The organism is Vreelandella sp. H-I2, from assembly GCF_052959335.1.
Map to the genome: position 1 here is coordinate 532,048 of NZ_JBRAMC010000004.1, position 15,278 is coordinate 547,325.

The 15,278-nt window shown below is 53.7% G+C and carries 12 protein-coding genes; 4 read left to right on the forward strand and 8 right to left on the reverse strand.

Annotated features, from left to right (window positions below; all coding sequences use genetic code 11):
- Positions 1–70 precede the first annotated feature (70 nt).
- A complete protein-coding gene (locus ACUVOF_RS13110) occupies positions 71–559 on the forward strand; it encodes an Lrp/AsnC family transcriptional regulator (RefSeq protein ID WP_447044782.1) in 489 nt (162 codons plus the stop codon).
- Between the two features lie 3 nt (positions 560–562).
- Here the strand turns inward: ACUVOF_RS13110 and ACUVOF_RS13115 are convergent, their stop codons facing one another.
- Together ACUVOF_RS13115 and ACUVOF_RS13120 are read right to left on the reverse strand one after the other, a co-directional pair.
- Positions 563–784: a hypothetical protein gene (locus ACUVOF_RS13115; RefSeq protein ID WP_447044783.1), complete on the reverse strand. Its 222-nt coding sequence runs from the start codon at positions 782–784 to the stop codon at positions 563–565.
- Positions 784–2,484, reverse strand: a complete 1,701-nt coding sequence (locus ACUVOF_RS13120) for an FAD-dependent monooxygenase (RefSeq protein WP_447044784.1) — start codon at positions 2,482–2,484, stop codon at positions 784–786. The genes ACUVOF_RS13115 and ACUVOF_RS13120 overlap by 1 nt, the downstream gene beginning before the upstream one ends.
- A 166-nt stretch (positions 2,485–2,650) precedes the next feature.
- On the opposite strand from ACUVOF_RS13120, the gene ACUVOF_RS13125 reads away from it, so the two are divergent.
- Positions 2,651–3,436 (forward strand): helix-turn-helix transcriptional regulator, encoded by a 786-nt coding sequence (locus ACUVOF_RS13125; protein WP_447044785.1) that lies wholly within the window; start codon positions 2,651–2,653, stop codon positions 3,434–3,436.
- A gap of 57 nt (positions 3,437–3,493) precedes the next feature.
- On the opposite strand, the gene ACUVOF_RS13130 is transcribed toward ACUVOF_RS13125, so the two are convergent.
- The 3 genes from ACUVOF_RS13130 to ACUVOF_RS13140 form a co-directional block, all read right to left on the reverse strand.
- Positions 3,494–3,937, reverse strand: coding sequence for a hypothetical protein (locus tag ACUVOF_RS13130; protein WP_447044786.1), 444 nt, complete (start codon positions 3,935–3,937; stop codon positions 3,494–3,496).
- Between the two features lie 229 nt (positions 3,938–4,166).
- Complete coding sequence (locus ACUVOF_RS13135) at positions 4,167–5,225, reverse strand: TRAP transporter substrate-binding protein (protein ID WP_447044787.1); 1,059 nt, start codon at positions 5,223–5,225, stop codon at positions 4,167–4,169.
- A gap of 118 nt (positions 5,226–5,343) precedes the next feature.
- Complete coding sequence (locus tag ACUVOF_RS13140) at positions 5,344–7,683, reverse strand: cytochrome P450 (protein ID WP_447044788.1); 2,340 nt, start codon at positions 7,681–7,683, stop codon at positions 5,344–5,346.
- A 145-nt stretch (positions 7,684–7,828) separates the two neighbouring features.
- Here ACUVOF_RS13140 and ACUVOF_RS13145 point away from each other — a divergent pair, with 145 nt between their 5' ends.
- Together ACUVOF_RS13145 and feaR are read left to right on the forward strand one after the other, a co-directional pair.
- The gene (locus ACUVOF_RS13145; protein ID WP_447044789.1) at positions 7,829–8,506 is read left to right on the forward strand and encodes an IclR family transcriptional regulator; all 678 of its coding nucleotides are present in this window, start codon (positions 7,829–7,831) and stop codon (positions 8,504–8,506) included.
- Between the two features lie 323 nt (positions 8,507–8,829).
- Positions 8,830–9,744, forward strand: coding sequence for a transcriptional regulator FeaR (gene feaR / locus ACUVOF_RS13150; RefSeq protein ID WP_447044790.1), 915 nt, complete (start codon positions 8,830–8,832; stop codon positions 9,742–9,744).
- 58 nt (positions 9,745–9,802) lie between these two features.
- On the opposite strand, the gene ACUVOF_RS13155 is transcribed toward feaR, so the two are convergent.
- The 3 genes from ACUVOF_RS13155 to ACUVOF_RS13165 all read right to left on the reverse strand — a co-directional run bounded on the left by ACUVOF_RS13155 (position 9,803) and on the right by ACUVOF_RS13165 (position 15,015).
- Complete coding sequence (locus ACUVOF_RS13155; protein WP_447044791.1) at positions 9,803–11,212, reverse strand: aldehyde dehydrogenase family protein; 1,410 nt, start codon at positions 11,210–11,212, stop codon at positions 9,803–9,805.
- Between the two features lie 101 nt (positions 11,213–11,313).
- The gene (locus ACUVOF_RS13160) at positions 11,314–12,669 is read right to left on the reverse strand and encodes a hypothetical protein (protein ID WP_447044792.1); all 1,356 of its coding nucleotides are present in this window, start codon (positions 12,667–12,669) and stop codon (positions 11,314–11,316) included.
- A 69-nt stretch (positions 12,670–12,738) separates the two neighbouring features.
- Entirely contained in the window at positions 12,739–15,015 is a 2,277-nt protein-coding gene (locus ACUVOF_RS13165) for a copper amine oxidase (protein ID WP_447044793.1), read from the reverse strand.
- Between the last annotated feature and the right edge of the window lie 263 nt (positions 15,016–15,278).

The window sequence follows — 15,278 nt, forward strand, 5'->3', positions numbered from 1 at the left end:
ATAATTCCTTTCACTTTTTCAACTTAAACGAAATTATATTCACATATCTCTCAAAACATGAAGTACCGCTATGAAAGAAACCACTAAAGAGACGACGCTGGATAAGCATGATCGACACATTCTCACCCTGCTACAGCAGGATGGGCGTATTACCAATAATGAACTTGCCGAACAGATCGGCCTTTCCCCAGCCGCCTGCTGGCGACGAGTCAAAGCCTTAGAGGAGAGCGGCGTCATCCGTCGCTTCGCTGCCTTAGTGGAACCCAGCCGAGTAGGCCAACCATTATCGGCACTAGTGATGGTGACGCTAGTTCGCCATCATATCGACAATACCGTTGAGTTCGAAAGTCGTATTCTGCAATACCCCGAAGTTCTGCAGTGCTACGCCACCACCGGCAACGCCGACTTCGTGCTGCGCGTGGTGATCGAAGACATGGCGGCCTATGACCGCTTTCTCAATGAGAAACTCTTCACCCTGAACGGGATATCTCAGGTCAGCTCCAATTTTGTGCTACGTAATATCAAGGAGGAGACCGCCATTCCTATTAGCAAGGGCTAATCGTTAGGTTTGCAGGCCTTCGCGGGCTTCTTTTATCGCCGTCATTACCTGCTCCACGTCAGGTACGCGATGGGCCAGCGTCAACGCCAACTGAGCGAGAAACAAGGCTTCCTGAGCTGCTGGCACCGCGTCCAACGTAACGGCCAATTGCTCATAGACCTGCTCAAGTTCGGCAAACGGCAGGGTAGGTGGTGTCTGTATTTGTAACGAAGTCGGCGTGGTCATTAGTGTTCTCCCAGGGCAGTCTTGAAGGCGGTGTCGATGGCGTCAAGATCAAGTGTCTTCCAGCGAGAGACCACGTGGCGATCAGGGCGAACCAAGTAGGCACTGCCGTGCTCGGCGTCATAGCCAGTGAAGCAAGCACCGTCTCGATCAAACAAGGTAGTGGCCAACTCTGTTGTACCGGGATGATTAGCGATTACCAGTACATCCAAGCCAGCATAGTGTTTCTGTAGGTCGGCCAGTTTTTTCTGCAGTTCAGGTGTCAAGCTACCATCCTCACTAAACACCAACAGGTTGAATCCCGAGCCCAGGTGGTCGAGCAGAAAATCGTCTTCGCCCAAACGACGGTTAATCAAGGGAGCACCGGGCATCGGGCCGGCGATGAAATCGGCATCATCGCTCGGGGTTAACGGGCTTTCGACATAGGTGTAGGGAGTGACCTGGCGAGGGTCAGCGAAGTGGCTGGCGTAATCATTACGCAGGGCCAACGATAAAGCAGCATCGCGCATCAGCCGGTAGCCACGGCTGGGCGGGGTCATGAAGCGGGTACTCTTGCCGGCATTGGCGAAGACCTCAAGCGTGGCCCCGCGTCGCTCCGGGCTGTAGCTATCCAGCAGTTTCTCCGATGCCTCACCCTTGAGCACCCAGGCCAGTTTCCAGGCAGCATTGACCGCATCCGCCAGGCCATTGTTAAGCCCGCGCACGCCGAAGATGGGTACTAAATGTGCGCTGTCGCCAATGAACAGTACACGCCCATGGCGATAGTCATCCAGCGCCAAGGTGTAGGCCTTGTAGAGGCTCCACCACTCAAGCTTCCAGTCGCTATCTTCGCCAAGCATCTCAATGATCATGCCCACCCGTTCGCGGATAGCTGCTTCGGTTACCGCCTGGTCGGGGTCTTCATCGGGCAGCAGTTGATAGTCGATACGCCAGATATTGTCGGGCTGCCTGTGCACCAGAAGCGTGGATTCAGGCAATACCGAGGGGCTAAAGAAAGCCCTGCGTTCGGTTGGAAACTCAGATTCCATGCGCACATCAGCGATCACGTAGCGGCCTTCGTAGGCCTCGCCATGCAAGGGCAGATCAAACGCCTTGCGTACCACGCTGCGCCCTCCATCAGCCGCTAGCAGATAGTCGGCCTTAAGCCGATAATCCCCTTCAGGGGTGCTAACGTTCAATGTCACGCCGTGGTCATTCTGGGTCACGTCGGTGATCGCTTGCTGCCAGCGCATATCGATCAAGGGGCTATGCATGGCCTTGTCGACCAGAAACTGCTCAATGTATTGCTGCTGCAAGTTGTACATCGGCAGAAAACGTTCCTGTTCGGAATGCGGCATCTCGAAGCGATAGACGTCATGGTCATGAAAATAAGTACGCCCCTTTGTCCAGCCCAGAGCTTTGTCGATAAACGGCTTTTCGACGCCTAGCTGCTGCAGAATTTCCAGGCTGTGACGCGAAAGACAGATCGCCCGGGAGCCGTCATTGAGCGTGGCCTTGTCATCAAATACTACCGATTCGATACCTTGGCGGGCCAACTCCAGAGCTGCTGCTACGCCGACTGGACCAGCACCAACGATAGCCACCCGATGGCGAGGTTGGTCGTGTAGAGATTGGTCACCGCTCAATTCAGTAGGGCGCACAAAAGGAAAATGCGGATAATCGAAATACAGCGAGTCGAACTCGCCTTTACCGGCGGGTCGCATGGCTTTCTCCTGTTACTATTATTTTTAAAACTCACATTAGAGATAGCCTATACCCAAGTCGCCGGGAGGGGTGTCCCGTAAAAGCCGGGACACTGTCATATGTTTAAACCACACCAGCTTAACCCCAAGCCATAGCGTTAACCCTTGCCACCATCAAGGCCTTTCTATGAATGAAACTTTCGATATCAAGCTGACCGACTGGCCAAGCCTGCTGCCCGGCGTAGCCGCTTGTATTGAGGCGATGGGAAGCGACACTTTCGAAACCCACCTGCTCGCGTTGTTGCAACAGGCTGTGGGCATTGAGCAATGCATGATCTTTGCCTACGCAGGCAATGATGAAGTTGACTGCCTGCTAGCGGCCAATCAAAACAAACCTCGTGTTGCCGGGCGCCTAGCGCGGCTTTATGCCGGTGGGCTGTTTCGTCAGGATCCCAATTATTTGCAACTGCGCCGGCTGGTCGACAACCAGGAAAACCTTTCCACACAAGTGTTGAGAACCATGCAGGGCGAAGCCATGTCACCGGCTTATCGTAGTCACCTGTTCACGTTTCCCGATCTTATCGATAAGGTCTCGCTCAATGTGCCGGCCAGTGATGGGGCTTATTACCTCAATCTCTATCGAGACGCCCAGCGAGGCCCTTTCACCTCGACCGATCTGGTTTGTCTAAATGGCCTGGCACCGCTATTGGCAAGTTTGATTCGTCGCCATTACAGCAGTATTCACGCTGGCCCCGAAAAACCTAGCGCCTATGAAGCTGCGGTATTGGCCCCGCTCTCCGAGCGTGAACGTCAACTATGCCATTATCTATTGCGTGGTCACACGCTCAAAACCGCTGCCGCCGAACTCGATATCGCTTTTTCTACCGCTGAGACCTACCGCAAGCGTGCCTATGCCAAGTTGGGCGTGCCCTCCAAGGCGCGCTTGGTAGCATTGTGCAAGCGTAGGCACTGAACGACTAACCCCGACAAGGTTGAAATTTATTGAGTGAAGCAAGGCATGCTCGATACGTTATTCGACGACCCGAGCACCCAGTCGATCAAATGCCTCGGCGTTGGGGCAGAAGTCACGGTAGGTTGCGACATCGGTGGAATGACGCAGCGTTTTCCAACAATGGCCCATCACAGGACAAGTATTGCAGATGGTCTCAAGAGTTTTTTGCTCCTCGCCAAGACTTTCGAGCACTAGGCCAAAGCGTTGTATCACTAACGGCATCAATGATTTGGCGGGGCGAAAGCCAACATAGGTTGCCTGGGCCAGTTGCTTGGCTACTTCCCGTTCGAAGAAGGCATCCAGCGGTATGGTGATATCGTTGACCACCGTTTGAAAGGCTCCCGGCGACTCGTTCTGCATCTTTCGCGCTAGCGCGGGCGTGGAAGCACGGTAGCAACGCTCACTGACACGTTCCCACCAGGATGGACGGTTTACAGGCGCTTGGGAATGGGGATGAGTCATGACGGTTCTCCCTTCTGATGAATACCTGCAGTATCGTTGCAATATTCGACGCTTGCTTTGACCAGGATCAAATTTTTTCATTTGAAACTATAAGCCTGTAAGGGTTTGGCTCTTCGAGATTATCCCTTATCTTTCACCTCTCATCTCACGGCACCGCTTAACGCAAAAGCGAGCATGAACATAGTTCATACTCGCTTAGGACTGGTTACATTCAGACCTTAATGGCGCTTCAGGGCTGTTGTTCGATCACGTCATCAGCGCTTAGACCCTCCTCGCTGCCCACTGCTTCAAGCTGTTCGAGGAAGAAGGCACGGGCGGCCTCACCGTCAACACCGCGCTCACTGGCCTCGGTCTCCCACTGCCCAGGCAGGTCCGCTGCCATCTGCTGGAAGCGCTCCATTTCCTCTTCGGGCAGCTCGATGAAGGTATTGCCCTGCTGCTCAGCAAACTCAACACCCCGCTCGTCTACCACATCCATCATATAGCCGAACAGGCGGGAAAGAGGCTCGCCCGAAACTTCCTCAATGGCCGCACGATCCTCTTCGGACAACGAGGCCCAGGTATCAGGGTTAATCACCAATGAGAAGCTGCCACGGTAGAAGCCGCCGGGCATTTGCACGGTGTAAGGCAGCACCTCGGCTAGACGAAAGCTCTTAAGCCCCTCAAGCGTCAGCATGGCCCCGTCGATGACCCCCTGCGTAGCGGCCTCGTAAGTACCGCCCGGGGGCAGTGCCACGCCAGTGAGCTCAAGTGAATTGGAGATGTCTGCCATGATCCCACCGCCGATGCGCACACGCTTGCCATCAAGGTCATCAAGACTATCGATCGATTCATCGAGGTAGAGAGCACCAGGACCATGCACCCCAACCCCAATCACCTCGACGCCGCGGTGCTCGCCGGCCTCGGCCAAGTACTCGTTATGGGTGCGCCAATAGGCAACCGAGGCTGCCTCGGAAGAAAAGTCCTCGAAGGTGGGCAACTCCGGCAGTTTGGTCAGCTCGAAGCGCCCCGGCATTAGACCATGGAATAGCCAAGTAGCATCAGCCACCCCGTCGGCCACTAGTTCCATCTGAGCGTCGGGCGGGCCCATATCATGGATGACATTAATAGTGACACGGCCCTCTGTAGCCTCTTCCACCCAACTTCCCCAGGTCGGCCAAACGATGGTATTGACGCCATGGTTGGGGCCTGCCCAAGTGCTAACCTGCAATTCAGTGGCTGCCGCAACGCCTTGTAAGGCGCTAAAGGATAGCGCAGTGAGTGTCGTTAGTATTGCCAGTTTCTTCATTGTTAGCTTCCTCTATGTTGTTGTTTACATCGTTGTTGTTCACATCAAGGTTGGCGTACGCTTTAAAGGGTCTTAATTGTCATTCTTATTAGAGTGAGAGTATCTAGAGTGAGAGTATCTAGAGTGAGAGTATCAAGCGCTTACCCTTAGCACGCGAGCAGCAAACCATCATACGATTATTAGCATCGCGCTCGGCAAGACTGAGCACCAAATCACGGTGATCAATATGACCCTCTACCACCGCCACCTCGCAGGTACCACATAGGCCTTCACAGCAATCGCTAGGCACATCCACGCCGGCAGCCGTCAGTGCCTCAAGCAGCGTTTGGTCGTTGCCGACCTGTACTTTCAGGTCAGAATCCGCCAGTACCGCTTCGAAGGCATGCTCATTTTCGGGATCAAGAATATTGGAGCGGGCGGAGAAATGCTCAACATGCAGCGTGCCCTCGGGCCAATTCACCGCCATCGCCTCAAGCGCCTCAAGCATGCGTTCCGGGCCGCAGGAGTAGACCTGCTCACCCGCGGATAGACGGCTCAGTACGTCCGGTAAATCTAAGCGGCAGCCTTCGTCACCTGCATGGACGGTCAGTGAAGCTGCATGATCGCGCTCGACCCGCTCAAGAAAGCCCATAGTCCGTCGTCCGGCTCCGCAATAATGCAGCGCGTAGGGTTTGCCAAGTTCCTTGAGGCGATCGGCCATGGCCAGGATCGGCGTGATACCAATGCCACCGGCAATCAGGGTATAACGCTGCGCGGTTTCGTCTAGATGAAAATGGTTCTTGGGGCCGGCAATATGCAGGACATCGCCTTTCTTGACCGTATCGTGGAAATGTACCGAACCACCACGCCCCACAGGCTCACGCAGGATGGCGATAGATAGGCGGCTAGGATCTCCACGTGTTCCGCATAGCGAGTAGTAACGGCGCCAATCGCCCGATACTAACTCAATATGCGAGCCAGGAGACCAGTCAGGCAACTCACGCCCATGGGGATCGGCCAGGTCGATACAAATCACCGCCTCAGCTTCACGCTTCACCCCAGTGACCACGATCCGACGCAGGATATCATCCTTGATAGGCGCGCCAATATGGAAATGTGTGGGATTTTCTAGCACCGAGCGGGTTTGCCTTTCGGGATTCTTCGCAGGTTCCCACTCTACCCATAGCGACGTGGGGCCACGGAAGGAGGTATTAGGCAAATATTCGAATGTTTGATCCTCGACTAGGTGCATATGGGGCAGACGACGAACAAATTCATCGAGGATGACACGCATCTCCAGCCGGGCAATATTCTTGCCCATGCACTGGTGTGCACCATAGCCGAAAGTAAGATGCTCCGACGCGTTATGGCGGTAGATATCGAACTCATCAGGATTCTCGAAGTGGCGCGGATCCCGATTGGCCGATGCCTGCACGATCAGTAATTTGCCACCCTTGGGAATTTTCTGCCCACCCACTTCGGTGTCAGCAGTGGCAAGTCGACGCCAAGCTACGACCGAGCCGGCAGCGCGCAAGCATTCTTCTATCGCACTGGGAATTAAAGTGGGATTCTCGCAAATATCGTTCCATGACTCGCGATTCGATAGCAAGGTACGGAAGGCATTGGTAGTGGCGAAAGCCGTGGTCTCATGCGCAGCCACTAGGATCGCCATCATCATCGAGCGCAGATAACTCTCCGGTACGATGTCGGGATTCACTTCATGCATGCGGATCGAATCGTACATCCAACCTTCACCGGTGGGATCGGCACGCATACGGTCGAGGATACCCTGTGCCGTCTTCCAGAACTGGCCAACATCCTCGGCAATCTGCAGCTGCTGTTCTGGAGAGGGACGGCCCCAGGTGTTAAGCGTATGAGCGACTGAGAACTTGCGAAGCTCCTGGGCATCCTCATTGGGTACACCAAGGAAACGCAGCGCGACGGTCATGGGAATTTCCCGAAACATCTCGTCTACTATATCGACACGCCCCTTGTCGATGAAGCTGTCCATATAGTCACGCACTAACTCACGTACCCATACCTCGTGTTTCTCAAGTTTCTCAGGTAAGAAAGCGTCCATCAGTAGACGGCGGCGTTCCATATGATCCGGCTCATCCTCGTTAACCATGGTGCGGCGCATTGCGAAACCGTGGCTTTCAAGGATTTCCGTCGCCTCGGGCGGCGCAGGAGTGAGCTTTTCCAACGCAATAGAGGGCGAGAAGGTGTGGTTGTCGCGGAAAACCGACTTCACGTCATCGAAGCGACTCACGACCCAGTAGCCAAGCTTGGGGCTGTAGAACACCGGCTCCTGTTCACGGGACCAGCGCAGCGCCTCTGCAGGGTCAAGCTGATAAGGCGCATCGAAAGGATCGAACTCGGCTGCGTCAGGGGAAACCGGGCAACCGGTAGGTGAGACGGCGGCCTGGTGAAAGGGACATGCACCTGCCCCAAGCGGGAGGTGCTCCGTCGTTGACGTCATGTTGGGCTCCAGGGAGTGCGTTTATTTACTTTTATCGCACATTCTGTTTATAATAACGAACAACAAAAAGGTAATCTGGTTTTATAGGTACGTCAAGAATTCCCTATTATCTACTTACCCTCCCAACCAGAAGGTCACACTACTGATGTCCACGACCCTGCAGACCCTGGATCGCGGCCTTCGCGTCCTTGAGGTTGTTTCGGAGCACACCGACGGCATCACCATTGCCGAACTCGCTCTTCAGCTAGAGGTGCATCGCGCCATTGCCTACCGTATCGTCACCACCCTAGAGGCTCATGGCCTGATCGCACGAACAACCGAAGGGCTCATCCGTTTAGGCGCTGGAATGACATTACTCGCCTCCCGCTTCGAGCCTCAGTTACGCAGCGTAGCCCAGCCATTACTTCGAGAGCTGGCTGGTGCGACAAGAGCGACGGCCTTCGTATCGGTCGCCCAGGCTGAAGAGTGCGTGGTGATCATGGTGGAAGAGCCTAACGAGGGGATGTTGCGGGTCGGTTATCGAGTAGGCAGCCGCCATCCTTTGACCCAGGGGGCGGCTGGCATCGCTATCCTGTCTGGACGTCGACCTAGTCAGGATGACGATGAAACCGTGCAGAAGGCAAGGAACGACGGCTACAGCCTAACCCATGGCCAACTGCAGCGCGGTGCAGTTGGCGTGGCCAGCCCCCTCTCATCCACCTCGTTTCGACCCACTATCGAGGCCTGTGTGGGCGTGGTGGCCATGGAGGATCTAGATGAAGAGACCGCTATTGCGAAAGTAAAAGCGTATGCCCAGCGAATCGCCGAGTTGATCAATCAATAAGCCTTCATTAATCCTATTGCTTATCAAAGTTTTGACTGTTTATGCGCGCTTTGTAGCTTTCAGATAGTCACGATTCAATGAGCGCTAGCGCGGCAGATCGAGCCCGCTTTGAGCCTCCCTTCGCTCCCATTACGACCTCTGGAGGCCTAGTTACGATGGGCATAAAAATTGACTCCATAAAACCAAAAAGGACTATAATTTACGTATCATAAATTGAGGCTCAGTCTTTCGGCTGCGCTACCAAAATGAACTTGACATGTATTCGTAAGCTATCTAATTTCGCTGCTTAGCTCTCTTAAAAATACAATTTCAATAGGCCAGCTATGCATAGACATACTCGCTCAACGGGGGTATTTGATCGCTGGATCAGTGAGGTTAACCAAATTTGTGGGCCTTTTTCAGCAGAACCCTTGAATAGTAAGTTCTCTGGGAACATCCAAAAAATGGGAGGTGGTGCTCTGGAGATGTCCCGAGTCACGATCTGTGGTGCCCAGCTTTTTCGTGGTTTGGATGAGATACGCCGCTGCGTTACTCCAGAGTTTTTTTGTGTTTTCCAAGTAGAGGGGAAGTCCCGTGTTGAGCAGGCAGGAAACAGTTCAACACTCCACACAGGGGATATCGCCCTGGTCGACTCGTCGCTTCCGTTTTCCTTTACCTATGACCGGGAATCCCAGCAAATACCGCTAATATTGCCTCGCCCAATCGTCGAACGTACTCTGAACTTATCAGGTATTGAACTGGGTGTCCGCATTCCGTCCCACAGTCATATTGCCAGTTTTGCCAACCATCTGATCGCCGAAGCTGCCCATTACGACAGCCTGGATGCTGAGGAAAGCTCCGCCATTATTGATTCCCTAATTATGTTGTTAAAGCCTTCCGTTATCCGCAGCGTGGGGCAGCATAGCCCTAATGAGAGAATATTCTTGCAAGCGGCCTCCTTTATCCGGGAAAACATTGGCGACCCTGCACTGAGCCCTAAACGAGTGGCCACTGCGACGGGAGCGTCGGTACGCAGCCTCTATCGAGCATTTGCCGTCCGTTCTATGACCATTTCTGGGTACATTAAAACCCAACGACTGGAGATGTGTGCTGATTACCTCACAGCTTCGAAAAGCAAGGTGAATCTGACCGAGGCTGGATACCGTTTCGGTTTTGCTAGCCCGAGTGCCTTCTCAACGGCCTTCAAGCAGCACTTCGGCATCACCCCAACCAGTTATTGCCAGCACCACGGTTATTGAAAAAGGTCTGCTAGGCATTGCACCAGGCAGACCCTGAAGAGAGCGAATTACCGAGGCCTTATTTTTTAATGCTAATAACCCGCGGCTGGGTTACAGCCTTCAACCCTTCCATACCGAACTCAACGCCATATCCGGAAGCCTTGTTACCGCCGAAGGGCACCATGGGATGAATCGCGCCATGCTGGTTAATCCAGACAGTTCCGGCTTCTAGCTTCAAAGCAACCGGCTCCGCCTCCTCTGGACTGTTGGCCCAGACTGACGCACCAAGGGCGGCCGACAGGCGGTTGGCAGAATCGATGGCCTCATCCAGGCTACCGTAACGGATGATGGGCAGGGCGGGACCGAATTGCTCTTCATCGACCAGCCTCTGACCATCCCGGACGTTGCCCACTAGTGTCAGTGGTAGAAAGTAGCCAGTCTCCGGAACATCACCAAATTCCATGACATCGCAGCCATTGGCCCGTGCATCGGACACCAACTCTTTCACTTTATTGTACTGCATCATGTTCTGCAGAGGCCCAATCAAGTTGCTCTCGTCCATACCGTCGCCAATGGGCACCTGGCGAGCAAAGCCGCTAAGGGCGGCAATCACTGAGTCATAGTCATTCTCGTGAACGTACAGGCGCTTGATACAGGCGCACGTCTGACCTGCATTGAGGAAGGCACCCCAGAAAAGCCCTTCTGATATGGCATTGGCGTCCGTGCCCGGCATGATGATGGCAGCATCATTGCCGCCGAGCTCCAGAGTAATAGGGGCGAGGTTTCGTGAGGATGCCTCAATAATACGTCGCCCTGTCGACTCGCTGCCGGTGAACATGATCTTGTTAATATCAGGATGGCTGGTCAGTGCAGCACCTATACGACCATCGCCAGAAACGGTATTGAGTACGCCAGGGGGCAGTACTTGGTTAATCAGCCGAACCATCTCCAGCGTTGCAATAGGCGTGTATTCAGAGGGTTTGAGCACTACTGTATTGCCCATTCGAATGGCTGGAATAATCTGCCAGATGGCGATCATCACTGGCCAGTTCCAGGGCGCTATAGCGGCTACGACGCCCAGGGGGCGACGGTAAAGCACATCCTTACGCTCATCGTCTTCATATACAACTTCAGGTAGTAACTCCAGGGCAGAAGGGACTTGGGCCCAACCTACGCATGCTTGCATCTCGAAGCGCGAACCGGGACCGGACAAAGGTTTGCCCTGTTCCTGGGTAATCAACTTGGATAAATATTCTGAGTTATCCTTCAGCACCTGGGCGACTCTCTCTACGGTCTCCCGGCGCTCCTGGTCACTGACACTGGCCCAGGCATTCTGAGCCAGCCGAGCAGCGTCTACGGCGAGAGTTACGTCGCGTTCGCTATTAAGGGGCGCAAGCCCCAGGGAGGCGCCCGTGGCGGGGTTGAAGATCTCCTGGTGATCGGCTGCTTCAGCCTGTTTACCACTCACCGTATTATGATAGGTCTGCATAATATTACTCTTCTGAAGATGTGTTCGAGCTGTGAGCCGGTTACCGTCTGAGCCATGAATCAAGCCAGAAAGCTTAGGGTCATGGGCTTAGCGGTGCTGCTTCAAAACGGCATAATCGCAATTATTTGAGCATAGGTACTGGTGTCATTACCCCCGATCTGGCTACCACCTTCAGCAGCACTTTTGTTGGGGTTATAAAACCCAACCACCGGGCTGATAATCAGATGTTGAGTTGCCACCCACTCGGCATAAAGATTCACTTCCTGAGCGTTCAGGCTTCCTGTACCGCCCGCCGTGTCACTGAAGTCGAAGAAGAGCGCACCAACACTGAGTGTCTCCGATGGCGTTGCCTTTAGGCCCAGATGGTGCACCTCCGCATCGGAGTTGAAAGGCCCCGCATAGTTGGCCGCGACTTCACCCTGAAACCAAGTGCCATAGCCACGATTGAAGCCAAAAAACAGTGGGTCGAAGCCTTGGTCAAAGTTTGAGAACCTGTAGTTAATACTGGGCGACCAAGGAACGTCGCTGAAGGTCCAACCTGCTTCGGCATACCATGCGTTAGCGTCTTTGCCGGAACTGTCCCCCGGTTTCTGGTTAACAAATTCCGCTGACAGGAAAAAGTTCTCAACACCGGCATTTCCCTGATAGCGCAAGCTTGCCGTTTGCTGTCCATCCCGTGAGCTGTAACCGGTGACGGGGGCAAAGGTATCGTCTACATCAAGCCCCTCAATATATGTCAGGCCAAAGGTGCCCCTCTGGCTAACGTACTCGGCATTGGCACCTGCAAGCTCCATCTCTGCCTGTGCCCGGTTATCGGACGACAGCCAAAACAGGCCTGCACGCAGCCCATCCGAGCCGCCAATACGCGCAATGGCCGTTTGATCAAAGGCCTTGCGCGCTGCAAGCCAGTACGCACCACCCCGATCAAAATCCAGGCCGGGAGCACTAAGTGCATCGCCAAAATTCAATGCATCGTCATTGATGAGAAAACCATCGCCGATAGTGAACGGTTGCCGCCCTATGGAAATATCAAGACCATCATCACCAAGCGCCGGAATCAGATTGCCTGAACGCCAACCGACATAGGCATCTTCCAGCTCGGTTTCCCGTTCATTGCCCGAGGTAAATCCCCCCGCGTCGCCATCACCCCAAGTGCCTGACGTCACCATGCTGACGGCACCGTACAATCCACTGCCCGCGCCCATCGCTTGGCTTCCAGAAAGCCCGTACTTGATATAACCCTCTTGCCACTTGGCATCGCCAGCTTCGGACTTGGCGCCAAGGCTGTAGCTCTCTTCACTGTAGAAAATGCCTAAAACGGCCTCGATATCGACATTCAGTTCAGTGCTGTCTTTTTCATAAATGTTGTAAGCCAGAGAGGGCGTGGAGAATGCCGCTACCGCCGTAGCGGCACTGACTAGGCCCGCTATACGCTGAATAAAGATTTTTGTTCTCATTAGCTTCACTTCCTGGAGATCCGATTTGTGACCAGGCGTTTCTGCCTGGTCAGGCTTTACCTAGTTCGATCAGTTCTCCGGGGTTTCCGGCTCGGGCAGGTTCAATGTGGGTGTCTGGTCGAAGAAATTCCATGGTTTGAGCATGGAGTGAACATACTCCGTCGGCATGATTGGCCACTCCTCGGCGCGAGCCACATGAGTAGCACCTGTTGTCATCCACAACACGGTATCGACGTTCTCGATGGTTTGATCATCCTCGACAAAGGCTTTCAGGCCAGTATCCGCTTCGGCCCGGTTCGGATATTTACCTTCCGGGAAACGCTCATCAGGGTTGTATTGGGTAACCCATATTTGCTTATCCATGAAATTGACGCGTTTGAAAAGCCAGTCATCCTCACTGAACAACGCCCCCTTGGCGATTGGGTGGGTACCGCCAGCGAACGGTATAACTTGGTAGCCCACCGGATAGCCCATACGATTTTCTTCGTTTGGATTGGTTATCAGGCGGATGGTGGATGGGTCGAACTTCTGCACGGATTCAAGCTCCGTAGGAACGACGCGCTCTCTGGTAACCATGACACTTTTGCGGGGGCCGCCAGCGGTATTCTCTTCAACGACCGGGTCAATTTCCGTTAGGCTGTTCTGCTCGCCATCGATGTCTAGATCCAGGCGGAAGTTATAAATGTGCTGATGTGTAGTGCCTACGATATTGTGGTCAATCAGTGTGCCGTAGCGGGTATCTTCTTCGGCAGTCTCGTCGTGTATGGTGCGTGACCTCACGGCCTTGACCGCTTCAATGCCAGATGCTCCGACCGTCAACTGTATATTGCCGTTGGCCATAAAAATCCAGTCGAACATATAATCGTAGTTGCCAATGGTACTGACCCAACGGACAACCAGTTCGCGGCGCTGGCGGCTTTCGTTGCCGGGGCTGCTGCCCAGCATTTCGGTGTGTTTAAACTCAGGGCCTGCATAACGCTCAAACACTGCTATAGCATTAGGAATGGTAAAGGGATTGCCATCATTATCCGCCAGCGTTGCCGGCAGGAGTGTGGCATTGGCAGGAACATCGGTACCGAGTACTAGTGGCGAAGTAAGATTACCCATCCCATATTCACCGGAGTCGAGATAGGCTTTGAAGTACCAGCCTACATCAGGATCACCGTAAGGCACGATCATGCCGCCCAATGAGCCTTCGTACATGACCTTTCGTTTCTCACCCTGGTCGTTATAGGTAAGGGTCGAGATGACGGGGCCGACGCGAGAATCCAGTTTGAGGTGAAAGTCCCAGTTCTGCCAGTGGATCATGTTGTCCGACATGGACACATTTTGCCCTTCCGGCTCCATCGTCACCAGCGGTTTGACTTCGGCTATATTATTCTGGTCGCGCCCGTCATAAGGGCGTGGAGTCATGGGTATGGGAACAACGCCCTCGTCCTCAATTTTCAGGATGCTGCTGTCTTCCAGGTCAACGACCGCAACAAGGTTTTCGATCGGGTGCGCCCAATAATTGCCATCGCCGACATCAAGATAGGACACCACCTTCAACAGTCTCGACTCATGCTCCAGACCATCCTCACCCTCGAAGTATCCTACGGTCAGTGGAGTGGCGACGACCTTATCAATATCGTCGATGCCGCGCTTCTTCAGCGCCTCCTTGTAGGCCTCGCTCTCAGAGATGATCGCCTGCACAGCCATGAAGTCATCAAACGTGACCATGCCGTGCGCGCCCTCGATATGTTCCCATCGAAGTATGTCGCCAGAGCTTAGATCCAGGGTGCCTTCGATCACTTTTCTTCCGTCCAGAACGGTGAATTCGGCATGGCGTTCAAAGTCATGAGAGCCACCAAAAGACCAATCCCAGACATTGCCCTTGTCTGGGTCCGCCAACCGTATTTCGGTAAAACGCATGTTGTCCTTGTAGTGCGTCGATGCTTTAACTGCATCTGCGGCCTGGCTAATCTCCTCGGCTGTCAGTGAGTCGAGAGGATGATTCCGGCCTTCCGTGCGTAGGGTCTGCGGTACATGATCCTTGAAAATATCGTGCACGAAGCTGCGCTCTACCATGATTTCACCGTCATGCAGTTTTGGTGGAGCAGAAAGCTCAACGGGTTCCCCGTTGTAAAGCGCCTGAGTCCCGCCCAGGGGCACCCTTATTTCGGCCTCCCCGGAGGTGATCAGCAGCTCACTGTTGTCATCATTAAGTTCATAGGTTGCTCCTGAAGAACTGAGCACCTGATCTATTGGCAGATAATCTGCTGAACCACCATGGGCCATGGTGGCAGGGCTCGTCAGTAGAAGGGATGATGCAAGCGATAGGGCGAGTAAGGTCTTCTTGTTGTCCATGATCACTCCTGACACTGGTTCCAATGTTAGATGAAGGTTCGATACCGTTAAGATAGCGATAGCCTCCAACCAAGTTTTGTTAACAATAGGAATATCAGTTTTGGAGCCTAGGGACTTTTGAGGTGGTGCCAGAGCCTTATGGAAACGTGCCAAGCAGAGGAAAAGCGATATATTCCGGCTAAAAATAGAAACTAACCGGAAAATTACAGAAAGCTTAAAAAGAGATTCTACGAATGCCTTACCGCTTGTTACGTCATCTCATG

Excerpts from the sequence above, each read along its gene's own strand:
- ACUVOF_RS13110 (WP_447044782.1), top strand. The coding sequence starts at position 71 with ATGAAAGAAACCACTAAAGAGACGACGCTGGATAAGCATGATCGACAC.
- ACUVOF_RS13115 (WP_447044783.1), bottom strand. The coding sequence starts at position 784 with ATGACCACGCCGACTTCGTTACAAATACAGACACCACCTACCCTGCCG.
- ACUVOF_RS13120 (WP_447044784.1), bottom strand. The coding sequence starts at position 2,484 with ATGCGACCCGCCGGTAAAGGCGAGTTCGACTCGCTGTATTTCGATTAT.
- ACUVOF_RS13125 (WP_447044785.1), top strand. The coding sequence starts at position 2,651 with ATGAATGAAACTTTCGATATCAAGCTGACCGACTGGCCAAGCCTGCTG.
- ACUVOF_RS13130 (WP_447044786.1), bottom strand. The coding sequence starts at position 3,937 with ATGACTCATCCCCATTCCCAAGCGCCTGTAAACCGTCCATCCTGGTGG.
- ACUVOF_RS13135 (WP_447044787.1), bottom strand. The coding sequence starts at position 5,225 with ATGAAGAAACTGGCAATACTAACGACACTCACTGCGCTATCCTTTAGC.
- ACUVOF_RS13140 (WP_447044788.1), bottom strand. The coding sequence starts at position 7,683 with ATGACGTCAACGACGGAGCACCTCCCGCTTGGGGCAGGTGCATGTCCC.
- ACUVOF_RS13145 (WP_447044789.1), top strand. The coding sequence starts at position 7,829 with ATGTCCACGACCCTGCAGACCCTGGATCGCGGCCTTCGCGTCCTTGAG.
- feaR (WP_447044790.1), top strand. The coding sequence starts at position 8,830 with ATGCATAGACATACTCGCTCAACGGGGGTATTTGATCGCTGGATCAGT.
- ACUVOF_RS13155 (WP_447044791.1), bottom strand. The coding sequence starts at position 11,212 with ATGCAGACCTATCATAATACGGTGAGTGGTAAACAGGCTGAAGCAGCC.
- ACUVOF_RS13160 (WP_447044792.1), bottom strand. The coding sequence starts at position 12,669 with ATGAGAACAAAAATCTTTATTCAGCGTATAGCGGGCCTAGTCAGTGCC.
- ACUVOF_RS13165 (WP_447044793.1), bottom strand. The coding sequence starts at position 15,015 with ATGGACAACAAGAAGACCTTACTCGCCCTATCGCTTGCATCATCCCTT.